12 protein-coding genes are annotated in these 10949 nt (G+C 73.7%); 4 read left to right on the forward strand and 8 right to left on the reverse strand.

The window, feature by feature from the left end; translation table 11 throughout:
* Positions 1-24: 24 nt before the first annotated feature.
* The 4 genes from ABT247_RS14035 to ABT247_RS14050 form a co-directional block, all read right to left on the reverse strand.
* A complete protein-coding gene (locus ABT247_RS14035; RefSeq protein ID WP_350742382.1) occupies positions 25-513 on the reverse strand; it encodes a GNAT family N-acetyltransferase in 489 nt (162 codons plus the stop codon).
* A gap of 158 nt (positions 514-671) precedes the next feature.
* On the reverse strand, positions 672-1547 hold the full coding sequence (locus ABT247_RS14040) for a helix-turn-helix domain-containing protein (protein ID WP_350742384.1): 876 nt from the start codon (positions 1545-1547) through the stop codon (positions 672-674).
* Between the two features lie 217 nt (positions 1548-1764).
* On the reverse strand, positions 1765-2247 hold the full coding sequence (locus ABT247_RS14045; protein WP_350742387.1) for a DUF2269 family protein: 483 nt from the start codon (positions 2245-2247) through the stop codon (positions 1765-1767).
* A gap of 118 nt (positions 2248-2365) precedes the next feature.
* Positions 2366-3073: a 4'-phosphopantetheinyl transferase family protein gene (locus ABT247_RS14050; protein WP_350742389.1), complete on the reverse strand. Its 708-nt coding sequence runs from the start codon at positions 3071-3073 to the stop codon at positions 2366-2368.
* A gap of 459 nt (positions 3074-3532) precedes the next feature.
* On the opposite strand from ABT247_RS14050, the gene ABT247_RS14055 reads away from it, so the two are divergent.
* On the forward strand, positions 3533-4993 hold the full coding sequence (locus ABT247_RS14055; protein WP_350742391.1) for a choice-of-anchor A family protein: 1461 nt from the start codon (positions 3533-3535) through the stop codon (positions 4991-4993).
* 151 nt (positions 4994-5144) lie between these two features.
* Here ABT247_RS14055 and ABT247_RS14060 read toward each other — a convergent pair whose 3' ends face one another.
* Complete coding sequence (locus ABT247_RS14060; RefSeq protein WP_350742393.1) at positions 5145-5774, reverse strand: TetR family transcriptional regulator; 630 nt, start codon at positions 5772-5774, stop codon at positions 5145-5147.
* A gap of 76 nt (positions 5775-5850) precedes the next feature.
* Here ABT247_RS14060 and ABT247_RS14065 point away from each other — a divergent pair, with 76 nt between their 5' ends.
* Entirely contained in the window at positions 5851-6810 is a 960-nt protein-coding gene (locus tag ABT247_RS14065) for a hypothetical protein (protein ID WP_350742395.1), read from the forward strand.
* A gap of 31 nt (positions 6811-6841) precedes the next feature.
* Here ABT247_RS14065 and kynU read toward each other — a convergent pair whose 3' ends face one another.
* Positions 6842-8068 carry a kynureninase gene (gene kynU / locus ABT247_RS14070; protein ID WP_502892445.1) on the reverse strand — a complete coding sequence of 409 codons (1227 nt, stop codon included), beginning with the start codon at positions 8066-8068 and terminating at the stop codon, positions 6842-6844.
* Positions 8069-8097: 29 nt separating this feature from the next.
* Positions 8098-8928, reverse strand: coding sequence for a tryptophan 2,3-dioxygenase (locus ABT247_RS14075; RefSeq protein ID WP_350742399.1), 831 nt, complete (start codon positions 8926-8928; stop codon positions 8098-8100).
* A gap of 219 nt (positions 8929-9147) precedes the next feature.
* On the opposite strand from ABT247_RS14075, the gene ABT247_RS14080 reads away from it, so the two are divergent.
* Positions 9148-9582, forward strand: a complete 435-nt coding sequence (locus ABT247_RS14080; protein ID WP_350742401.1) for an Lrp/AsnC family transcriptional regulator — start codon at positions 9148-9150, stop codon at positions 9580-9582.
* Positions 9583-9640: 58 nt separating this feature from the next.
* Positions 9641-10180, forward strand: coding sequence for an NADPH-dependent FMN reductase (locus ABT247_RS14085; protein WP_350742403.1), 540 nt, complete (start codon positions 9641-9643; stop codon positions 10178-10180).
* Positions 10181-10258: 78 nt separating this feature from the next.
* Here the strand turns inward: ABT247_RS14085 and ABT247_RS14090 are convergent, their stop codons facing one another.
* Positions 10259-10891: a MarC family protein gene (locus ABT247_RS14090; RefSeq protein ID WP_350742405.1), complete on the reverse strand. Its 633-nt coding sequence runs from the start codon at positions 10889-10891 to the stop codon at positions 10259-10261.
* Positions 10892-10949 lie beyond the last annotated feature (58 nt).

The following is a 10949-nucleotide window of genomic DNA, read 5'->3' on the forward strand; positions in this document are numbered from 1 at the left end:
GTCGGGAGGCATCGCTCTTGCCGGTCAGGCCCGGCGCAATGCCTTCACCATCACGAGTTCCCTGCTCGTCCCGTCGGGCAGGACGTCGCCGGGCTCTCTCGCGGCGATGAACCCGCTGCGCCGGTAGAGGGTGAGGGTGGCCTCGTTGCCGGGGAGCACCGCGAGCTTCAACACCGCTCCGCCTGACTCCAGAGCCCAGGTCTCCACTGCCGCGATCAGCCGGGTGCCGATCCCGCGGCCCCGCGCCCCGGAACTGACCCAGACGGACCTCAGCTCCCTGGTGTCGCGGTCGCCGGGGAGGCCGCTGGCCATGCCGACGGCGCGGCCGTCCAGCAGCGCGGCGACATGGTGGGCGCCGGGGATCTCCAGGCGGGCACGCCGGCGTTCTTCCTCGCCTCTGTGCCAGTCGGCGAGCCGGGACTTGAAGGCGTGCGGTGCATCTTCCAGCGCCGCAAGGCGGAGCGTCCGCAACAGCGGCCAGTCGTCTGTCGTGAGGAGCCGCAGAGTCACCATGCCGACGAGTCTGTCGCACGGGAACGGCCCACCCTGATCACGCCCCGCGTCCCAGAGCGTTCCTCGCGTCGCTCCGTCCGTCCTGACAGTGCCGGGAGCTTCAACCGGCGCCGTTCGCCGGGTTGTTCGTCACGCGCCGACGGTCTCACGGCCGGCCGCTAGCGGTCCGGGCCCACGGCGGACTGCAGGTAGCGGACGGTCGTCGTGTCGGCCGGCAGGAAGGTCTCGATGGAGAGCTCGGCGACGGTGACGTCCAGCGGGGTGTTGAAGGTCGCGGTGGTCGACAGGAAGGACAGCACCTGCCCGTCGTGCCGGATCCGCAGCGGCAGGGCGATCGGGCAGCCCTGGGCGGTGCCCGGCGCTCCGGCCGGCGCTCCGGCCGGCGCCTCCGCCGGGGCCTCCGCCTGGGCGTCGGCCGGGTCTCCGGCCGGCTCGGGGTAGCCGCTGACCTCCTCGTACAGTCGCCGGAGCGGTTCGGCGCGGACGGATTCCAGCTGCCGCTCCATCCGTTCGAGCAGATGGCGCCGCCACTGCCGGTGGTTGACGATGCGCGGGGCCAGCCCCTCCGGGTGCAGGGCGAGCCGGATGACGTTGGACGGCGCCTCGAGCAGCTGCGGGGCGACGCCATCCAGCAGCAGCGCCAGCGAGCGGTTGGCCGCCAGCACCCGGAACGTCCCGTCGATCACCACGGCCGGGTACGGGTCGTGGGCGGCGAGCAGCCGCTCGATGCCGGCGCGCACCGTGGCCATCGACGGGTCGTCCAGCGGCGTCTCGGGGTAGTGCGGGGCGTAACCGGCCGCCAGGAGAAGGGTGTTGCGTTCCCGCACCGGGACGTCCAGTTCGGCGGCCAGCCGCAGCAGCAGCGCGCGGCTCGGGCGCGCGCGGCCGTTCTCCACGAAGCTGAGGTGCCGGACGGAGGACTCCGCCCGCAGCGCCAGCTGCTGCTGGCTGAGCTGTCGTCGCTCCCGCCAGCCGCGCAGCAGCGGGCCGGCGCCGGTTCCCGTCGGGCTGCCCATGCCCGCCATGATCGTCATGGCCGACGACGGTACTCGAACCGAGTCGGTCGGCGGGAGGGGGCCCGGCGGATCGGGACCGAAGGAGGGGGCCCGGCGGATCGGGACCGAAGGAGCGGGGCCGGGGCGGAGGTTTCCGGTCAGGCTCCGGTGAAGCCGCGGTCCAGGATCCGGTGGAGGCCTCCGCCTCGGGCCCGGCGAAGCCCCGGCGCGGGCTCCGGTAGGGGAGGGCTCCGGCTCAGACTCCGGTGGAGGACCCCGGGCGGACGACCATCAGCACCACGACCACGGCCCACAGCAGGTTGAAGACGCCGGCCGTCATCGGCAGCATCCGCAGGCCGCTGACGGCCTTGGTGTGCTGCTCGTCGTCCGGGTCGAGGCCGAGCGCGTCCACGGCGGCCTGCTGGCCGGGCAGTACGAAGAGCAGCAGGGAGAGCGCGGCGACCGCGGTGAGCACCATGGAGACGATCAGCCAGGACTGCCCGAGCACGTCCATCACCTGCGCCAGGCCGATGCCGAGCACCGGGACCGCGACGCCGAGCAGCGCGTAGACCTGGGTGATCCGGTGCAGGACGCGCAGCACGCCCGCGTCCGAGGCCCGGTCCGGCCCGCCGGCCAGGGCGGCCTTGGCCCGGCGCGGGAACATGCTGACGGCCACCGCGACCGGGCCTATGAACAGGACCGACGCGAGGACGTGCAGGCTCAGCAGGAACTTGGCCATGGCGGGCATCCCTTGATCCGGTGGGTAGCTGGGTGAGGCGGGCGCGCGCCGTCGGCGCGCCCACGAGCAGGCACGCTAACACCGCTTATTCACCGGTCCCGCGCTCGGGTGCCCCGGCCTATCCGGCCGTGGTCAGGTCCACGATGTCCGGCGGGGCCGCGCAGGCGGCCGCGATGGCGGCGCCGTGCTGCGGGTCCGTCCAGTCGAGCAGGTGGAGGTCCTGGTACCGGCCGCGCAGCGGGGTGCCGGGCGGGACGTCCAGCGGCAGGGCGGAGAGGTCGACCTGCCCGAGGGTGTCCAGGGTGGCCCGGCCGACCTTGATCAGCGACTCCTTGCGCACCCACTGGCGCAGGAAGGCCTGGTCGGGCTCCGGCGCCGCCTCGACCAGGGCCAGCTCGGCCGGCGTGAGCACCCGGCGGGCGACTGCGCGCAGTGAGCCGCCCCGGGCGGCCAGCTCGACGTCCACGCCGATCGGCAGCCGGCCGGCCCCGGCCGCGACCACGCCCCGGGTGTGGGACAGGCTCACGTGCACCTCGGGGTGGTCGGGGAGGTACGGCTTGCCGTGGTCGGCGAGCCCGCAGTCCGGGCACTCCTGGGCGAGCACCAGCTCGGCGGCGGGGAGCCCGAGCAGCCGGGCGGCGCAGAGCCGTACCAGGATGTGCCCGGCGGTGAAGTCGGCCCGCCCCGAGGCGTGCCGGAAGCGTGCGGCGCGCTCCCGCTCGACGGTGGTGAGCAGGTGCTCGCCCGCCTCGGGGTGGCGCAGTACGGCGTCCGCGGACGCGACCGCTACGAGCGGCGCGCCCTGGTCCTGGGCCTCGGTGGTCATGGCGTCCAACCTAGCCGGGTCGGCGGCGCGGTGGTTGCGGGTGCCCCCTTGCGCTCGCGCCGGCCCGGCCGCAGCCCCGACCGCGGACCCGGCCCCCTCCCGATCCTGCCCGCCCCACCCCGGGCCACGTCTCGCGGCCCCCGCCGACACGTCCGCGGCCTCCGTCCACACATCCGCAGCCCCCGTCCACACGTCGGCGACCTCCGGTCACCGGTCCGCGACCCCCGGCCAAGGTTCGTGGGCCCTGGCTGTCCATGGGCCGATCGACGGACGTCCAGATCCACTCCGTTGATCGAAAGGGTGTGAATCATCCGATTCGGGATTGGATGCCCCGAAGCCATGGGATTGTCCGCACATATGACGGAACCAGGCAGGCCGTCCACGCCTGCCCTCTTCCCCTGTGCGGAGGAATTGTCGATGGGTCAGGCCGCCGGTTCGCCGGATCACAGAACGACCGCCGTGAGGACGTCCGCCGCCGGTCGTCGCCGGGCCGTCCGGATCGCCGTGGCGACCGCCGTCGCCGCGGTGCCGCTGGCCGCCGTGCTGACGGTCGGTTCGGCCGCCCCGCTGGCCCCGCCGCTGGGTCCCTGCTCCGGACCCGACTGCCCCGCCACCTGGCCGCCGCCGAACAACGGCGACTTCACCGGCCGGGATGCCACGATCAACATCTTCACCGGCGGTGACTACACCGTGAACGGCCGCGCGGCGGAGGCCGAGGGCAAGATCGTCGCGCTCGGCAACCTGACGGTCGACAAGAACGGGGGCGGCGTCTACAACATGGGCGTCGTGGGCGTCGGCTCGCGCGTCGTGCCGCCGAACGGCAGCGACCTCGTCACCACCGGCGGCGCGGTCGACGTCAGGACCGGCAACTCGATCCTGATCGGCGGCAGCGACTCCCGCGGGCAGGCCTTCGGCAACCTGCGCCACGCGGGCGGCGTCACCGGCACCGTCCGGATCGACCCCACCGGCCGCGACATCCAGGACCCGAACGCGGCCGCGCCGTACCAGGCGGTGCTGACCCGGATCGAGGAGCTCTCGGACTGCGTCGGGCGGGCCGCCGCGACCGGTACCGTCCACATCGCCTCCGGCCAGGCCGTCTTCACCGGTGACGGGACCAGCGCGAAGCAGGTCTTCAACGTCAGCCGGAACCTCACCTCACCGAGCGGTGGGCAGATCGGCCTGGTCTTCAACGACATCCCGGCCGGGGCCACCGTGGTGATCAACATGCTCGGTGACAGTCCGATCATCAACACCTACACGGGCACCGGGCTGGTGGGGGACCAGACCACCGAGATGCGCTCCAGGCTCATGTACAACTTCCCGACCGCGACCAGGGCGCAGATCCTCGGCAGTGCGCAGTTCCAGGGGTCCGTCCTGGCCGGCAATCCGGCCGGGACGACGACCATCGCCCAGGCGGGCATGAACGGCCGGGTCTACCTGGCGGGCAACCTGGTCCACACCGGCACCGGCGGCTACGAGATCCACAGCTACCCGTTCGACGGGGACCTGCCGGACTGCACGGTGACACCGAGCCCGTCGCCGACCTCCTCCTCGCCGTCACCCTCGCCCTCACCGTCACCGTCCCCGACGTCCCCGTCACCGTCCCCGACGTCCCCGACCCCGCCGTCCCCGACTTCGCCCTCGCCGACCTGGCCCTCACCGACCCGGCCGAGCCCGACGCCCACCTGGCCGTCGCCGAGCCCGACCTCTCCGAGCGCCTCCACGTCGAGCGCCGGGCCGGCCCCGACCAGCCACCACCCGACCAAGCACCCGAGCGGTCACCACCCCGGTGACGGCAGCGGGTTGCCCTCGACCGGCGCGGGCAACGCCCCGGTGGTCTTCGGCGTGGCCGGGGTCGCCCTGCTCGGACTCGGTGGCCTCGCCGTCCTGGCCACCCGCCGCCGCGGCCGCCACAGCTGACGGCCCCGCTGACGGCCCAGCCGAAGGCCCCGCCAACGGCCCACCTGACGGCCCCGCTGACGGCCGAGGCCGCCCGTGTCGACCGGACCCGGGCGGCCTCGGCCGTTCACGGCCCGGATCGGCGTTTCGACGGGTGCGTCCCGAGCCCGGGTCAACGCTTCGGCGGGTACTCCGCGAGACCGGAGGCGAGCAGCCCGAAGGCCCGTTCCACCGCGTCCTCGACCCGCCGGCGCACCAGCTCGGCCCGCTCGCCGGCGACCATCGCGCGGCGGATCTCGGCGAGGACCGCACGGTGGGCGCCGGCGACGGCGCCGGCCACCACCCGGGGGAGCGGGTCGTCCGCTCCGGCCCCCGACTCCTCGGCCAGGACGGCCGTCAGCGCCGCCTCGGCGCGCTCGCCGAGGTCCAGCAGCCGGGCGCGCAGCGCCGGACTGGCGTCGATGATCCGCCAGAACGCCGCCGCCCGCGGGCTCAGTCCGAGGGTCGGCTCCCCGTCGGCGATGGCGGCCAGCAGGTCGGCCCGTACCGCGTCCACGGCGGAGCTGCCCGCCGGTCTTCCGCGCACCACCTCGGCGAGGTGGGCGACCACCTCGTCCTGGCGGTCGAAGAACAGGTCCTCCTTGGTCGGGAAGTAGTTGAAGACGGTGTTGGGCGAGACGCCGGCCGCCCGGGCCACCTCGACGACCGTGACCTGCTCGAAGCCGCGTTCGGCGAACAGACCCATCGCGGTGTCGGCGAGCAGCTCCCGGGTCTGCTGCTTCTTGAGTTCACGAAGTCCCATGGCGGAATCCTACCGGTGAACAATGGGGTCGCCGCAAACTTGCAGTGACACCAAAAAAGTCGGCTAGGGTGTCGGCATGACCTTCACCTTCGGCATCTACCCCGGCGGCCTGGTCGGCGACGACACCGGCCTGATCGAGCCCGTCCGTCCCGACGACCCCGCGCGGATCACCGCCGCACTGCGCGAACTCCAGGGAGGCGAGGCCGGGTTGACCGTCCGCGCCTACCGGATGTACCCGGACGGCGCGCACACCCCGGAGCGGCCCGAGCAGTACGCCGTCGAGGGCCGCGAGCTCGAGCTGGTGCTCCAGTACCGGGAGCCCAGCGGAGAGTTGGACGGCTGGCTGGACTTCGTCCGGCGCACGGTACGGACGCAGGGCGGTGGTCTGGCCTACGTCCAGATCTGCGAGGAGCCCAACGTGGACCTCCCGCCGGTGGACGGCAGCATCCCCAACGTGTGCCGGGCGATGGTCGAGGGCGTCGTCGCGGCCAAGGAGGAGGCGCTGGCCCGTGGTCACGACCACCTGGCGGTCGGCTTCAACGCGGCGCCGTCCTTCGATGCCGCCGCCGACGCCTTCTGGGACGAGCTCGGCGAACTCGCCGACGACCGCTTCCACCGCGCCCTCGACTACGTCGGCGTGGACTTCTTCCCGGACGTCTTCCGGCCCGTCCCGGCCGACCGACTCACGGACGCGGTGCGGGCGGTGCTCACCGGCTTCCGCGAGGGTGCGCTGCCCCGGGCCGGGATCGGGCCCGCCGTCCCGCTGCGGATCTGCGAGAACGGCTGGCCCACCGGCCCCGGCCGCAGCGAGGCGCGGCAGGCCGAGGTGGTCGAGGAGGTGGTCCGGGCCGTCGTCGGGCTGGCTTCCGAACTCACCATCACCGGTTACACCTTCTTCGCCCTGCGGGACGCCGACAGTGCGGGCCCGGGGCTGTTCCGCCGCTTCGGACTGCTGCGGGACGACTACGCGCCCAAGCCCGCCTTCGAGGTCTACCGCAGGCTGGTGGCGGAGCTGACGAGGCGTGAGCCCCGCTGACCGGCTGCCGCGGGGCCGACGCCGTCGGCCGTCAGGTCACCTCGCCCCGTCGGGAGAAGCGCTCCTGCCGCCACTCACCGCTCGCCAGCACCTCGGCGAGCTCGCGGGCCGCGTCCCAGACGTCGGTGTACGAGAGGTAGAGCGGGGTGAAGCCGAAGCGCATCAGGTCCGGCGCGCGGAAGTCCCCGATCACTCCGCGGGCGATCAACGCCTGCACCACCGGGTACCCGTCGGCGTGCCGCAGTGCGACCTGACTGCCGCGCCGGGCGTGGTCGCGCGGGGTGACCACCTCCACGCCGTCCAGGCCCTCGACCAGCGAGACGAACAGGTCGGTCAGCGCCAGGCTCTTGGCCCTTACGGCCGTCAGGTCGACTCGCTCCCAGACGTCCAGCGAGGCGTCCAGCGCGGCCTGGCCGAGCAGTGAGGGCGAGCTGGTCAGGAACCGGCCGATGCCCGGCTTGGGGTCGTACCCCGGCTCGAAGGCGAACGGGCGGGCGTGCCCGAACCAGCCGCTCAGCGGCTGTCGCGGACCGGCCGCCAGGTGCCGCTCGGCGACGTACAGGAAGGCCGGCGAGCCGGGGCCGCCGTTCAGGTACTTGTAGGTGCAGCCGATCGCGAAGTCCGCTCCGCAGGAGTCGAGTTCGATCGGCAGTGCGCCCACCGAGTGGCACACGTCCCAGATCATCAGGGCGCCCGCGGCCCGCACCCGGGCGGTGATCCCGGGCATGTCCAGCAGCTCGCCGGTGCGGTAGTCCACGTGCGACAGGACCACCGCGGCCACGTCCGCGTCCAGGTGGCGGTCCAGCTCCTCGGGGCGGATCAGCAGGCTGCGGCCGCCCTCGACCAGGCCCGTCACGCCCTCGGCGATGTACAGGTCGGTCGGGAAGGCCTCGGCGTCGCCGAGCACGGTCCGCCGCTCCGGGCGCAGCGCGAGCGCCGCCGAGAGTACTTTGAACAGGTTCACCGAGGTGGTGTCGCAGACGACCACCTGCGCCGGGTCGGCGCCGATCAGCGGCGCGACCCGGCGCCCGAGCCGGTACGGCTGCTCGAACCAGCCGGCGTCGTTCCAGCTGCGGATCAGTTCCCGGCCCCACTCCTCCTCGACCAGCTGCCGCACCCGCTCCGGCGTGCGCACCGGCAGGGCGCCCAGCGAGTTGCCGTCCAGGTAGACCACCCCGTCGGGCAGCGTGAACTCCTTGCGGAACGCCGCCAGCGGGTCGGCGGCGTCCAGGGCCGCACAGTCCTCGCGCGTGATCATGCCCATCCCCTCGTCCACGGCCCTGCCCGTCACAGCTCGTCCCGGATCGTCCACAGCTCCGGGAAGACGTCCTGCTCGGCCGACTTGCGCAGCCAGGTCAGCCCGCTGGAGCCGCCCGAGCCGGGCTTGCCGCCCATGGTCCGCTTGACCGCGCTCAGGTGGCGCTGGCGCCAGCGGGTGACGCGCTCGGCCACGTCCAACAGCGCCTCCGCGAACGGCTGGAGGGCGGCGTACTCGGGGTCGGTGTAGACCCGGCGCCAGGCCGCGGCGGCCTCCTCGGACGGGCGGTAGCGCTGCTCGGACGGTTCCGGGCGCACCCCCAGCCCGCGCCGGGCCAGCAGGGCCAGCGCCTCGTCGTACAGGCTGGACTCGCGCAGCGCCTCGGCCAGCTCGGCCCGGGTGCCGGGCATCTCCTCGTACATGTTCAGCAGCGCGGCGTTCTTGTTGCCGAGCAGGAACTCCAGGTGCAGGAAGGCCGAGGACTGGAAGCCGGAAGCCTCGCCGAACAGGGCGCGGAAGGAGTTGAACTCCTGCGGCGTCATGGTGGCCAGCAGGTCCCAGGACTCCACCAGCACGTCCTGCACGTGGGTGCCGCGGCGCAGGGCGGCCAGCGCGGCCGTCAGGTCGTCGTCGCGCAGCGCCTGCCGGGCCTGCGTCCACTCGTGCCGCAGCAGGTCGAAGAGCAGTTCCATCACCTGGGTGGTGACGATGAACGACAGCTCGGCCGGCTCCTTGCTGCGCGGGTGCTGCAGGCTGTGCAGCTCGTCCAGTCGCACGTACTGCGCGTACGGGGTGCCCCGACCCGGCTCGCCGCCCCGACCGAACGACAGGTTGGGTGTCTCCACCGTGTCGTGCCCCATCCCGAATCCCTCCTGGTCCGTCCGGGTCTGGTCGCCCGGGGCCGGCGGAGCGGACGGACGTCCTGGTTCCGCCGGGGAGCCCATTGTGCGGCGGTACGGGCCCCCGCTTGAATGGTCGACGGGCACCGCAACCGCGCCGCGGGTTGTCGTTCGCGAGGCGTTCGACCGGTTCGCTTTGCGAACGCAAACCCCTGCCCAGGACCGCTTCCCGGAGGAGCCATGGACGCCGTCGACCGCCGACTGCTGGCCGAGCTGCAGGCCGATGCCAGGCTCTCGTACAACGAACTCTCCCGCCGGGTGAGCCTGTCCGCACCCGCGGTGGCCGAACGGGTCCGCCGCCTGGAGGCCGACGGGGTGATCAGCGGGTACCACGCCCACGTCGACCCGACCCGGGCCGGGCTGCCGATCACCGCGCTGGTGCAGATCCAGTGCTACGGCCACCGCTGCGTGCTGCGCGACCCCGAGGTGGCGACCTGGCCGGAGGTCCTCCAACTGCACCGGGTGACCGGCGGGGCCTGCTGCGTGCTGCTGGTCGCGGTCTCCACGATGGCCGAGTTCGAGGCCCTGTGCGACCGGCTCGGCCGCTACGGCCAGCCGTCCAGCTCGATGATCCTCTCCAGCCCGGTGCCCTGGCGGCCGCTGGAGCCGGGTTAGCCCCCGGGGTGGCGGTCGGCTGGCCCTGACGCGGACGTCAAGGAGTAGGTTCCCGGGCATGCCGAACGAGCGCCACATCCTGCTGCTGTCCGGGAGCCTGCGGGCCGGATCCTCCAACGAGAGCGTGCTGCGCACCGCCGCGGCCGTGGCCGCCGGCCTGCCCGGCGTCCGGACCGTCCAGTACGAGGGGCTGGCCGGGCTGCCGCACTTCAACCCCGACCACGACACCGACCCGCTGCCCGCGCCGGTGACCGCGCTGCGGGCCGCGATCGAGGCCGCCGACGCGCTGCTGGTCTGCACCCCGGAGTACGCCGGGACGCTGCCGGGCTCGTTCAAGAACCTGCTGGACTGGACGGTCGGCGGCACGGAGATCTCCGACAAGCCCGTCGGCTGGATCAACTGCGCCGCCCCCGGCCGCGGACGGGGTGCCGAGGCCACCCTGCGCACGGTGCTCGGTTACACCGGGGCGGCCGTGGTGGACGAGGCGTGCGTGCGGATCCCGCTGGAGCGCACGGCGGTGGGCGCGGACGGCCTGGTCACCGACCCGCTGGTGCGGGAGCGGATCGGCGCGGTGCTGAGCCGGCTGGCGGCCGGGTGACCCACGGGGTGGCCGCGCCGGTCGGGCCGGGCCGATCGGTACGGTCGGTCTGACCGCGCCGGTCGGGCCGGGCCGGGCTCAGTGCGCGGTCGGCAGGTGCACCCCCAGCCCGGACAGGCCCTCCAGGAAGACCTCCACGCCGACGGCCGCCAGCAGCAGTCCGAGGAGCCGCGACAGCACCTCCAGGGAGGTGGTGTGGGTGCGCTGTATCAGCGGGGCGAGCAGCGCCACGCAGAGGTAGTTGATCGCCGCGACGGCCACGTACGCCACCGCCACCGCGGCCTTCCAGCCCCCGTCGTCCCGGTTGAGCGAGACGACCAGCACGCCGGTGATGGCGAGCGGGCTGGCGATGTACGGCAGCAGCAGTTCGCGGATGCCCTCCGCCAGGGGGTTCGCCAGCTGTTCGCCCTGGTCCCCGTCGGAGCCGAGGTGCACGCCGAAGACCAGGGCGACGGCGTACGCGAAGAAGATCGCCCCGCCCGCGAGCTGCAGTGACTGGTCGCTGATGTGGAAGAACGTGGTGAGGTCGTCGGCCCCGAAGCCGAGCACCAGGCCGATCACCGCGGAGATGACCGCGCTCCACGCCGCCAGCCGCCGCAGCTCGCGGGTGCTCCGGGTGCCGGCCAGCCGGGTGAAGGCCAGCAGGACCTTCGGCGGGCCGACCACGGCGAAGAAGGTGATGAACGCGCTGCCCAGGTTGAAGACGAACATGGGCCCAGCATGACCGCGCGGCCCGCGGCGGCCGGCCCGCCACGCCCCGGGCCCGGGC

Source organism: Kitasatospora sp. NPDC001539, from assembly GCF_040298565.1.
GTDB lineage: Bacteria > Actinomycetota > Actinomycetes > Streptomycetales > Streptomycetaceae > Kitasatospora.

Excerpts from the sequence above, each read along its gene's own strand:
- ABT247_RS14035 (WP_350742382.1), bottom strand. The coding sequence starts at position 513 with ATGGTGACTCTGCGGCTCCTCACGACAGACGACTGGCCGCTGTTGCGG.
- ABT247_RS14040 (WP_350742384.1), bottom strand. The coding sequence starts at position 1,547 with ATGACGATCATGGCGGGCATGGGCAGCCCGACGGGAACCGGCGCCGGC.
- ABT247_RS14045 (WP_350742387.1), bottom strand. The coding sequence starts at position 2,247 with ATGGCCAAGTTCCTGCTGAGCCTGCACGTCCTCGCGTCGGTCCTGTTC.
- ABT247_RS14050 (WP_350742389.1), bottom strand. The coding sequence starts at position 3,073 with ATGACCACCGAGGCCCAGGACCAGGGCGCGCCGCTCGTAGCGGTCGCG.
- ABT247_RS14060 (WP_350742393.1), bottom strand. The coding sequence starts at position 5,774 with ATGGGACTTCGTGAACTCAAGAAGCAGCAGACCCGGGAGCTGCTCGCC.
- ABT247_RS14065 (WP_350742395.1), top strand. The coding sequence starts at position 5,851 with ATGACCTTCACCTTCGGCATCTACCCCGGCGGCCTGGTCGGCGACGAC.
- kynU (WP_502892445.1), bottom strand. The coding sequence starts at position 8,068 with ATGATCACGCGCGAGGACTGTGCGGCCCTGGACGCCGCCGACCCGCTG.
- ABT247_RS14075 (WP_350742399.1), bottom strand. The coding sequence starts at position 8,928 with ATGGGGCACGACACGGTGGAGACACCCAACCTGTCGTTCGGTCGGGGC.
- ABT247_RS14080 (WP_350742401.1), top strand. The coding sequence starts at position 9,148 with ATGGACGCCGTCGACCGCCGACTGCTGGCCGAGCTGCAGGCCGATGCC.
- ABT247_RS14085 (WP_350742403.1), top strand. The coding sequence starts at position 9,641 with ATGCCGAACGAGCGCCACATCCTGCTGCTGTCCGGGAGCCTGCGGGCC.
- ABT247_RS14090 (WP_350742405.1), bottom strand. The coding sequence starts at position 10,891 with ATGTTCGTCTTCAACCTGGGCAGCGCGTTCATCACCTTCTTCGCCGTG.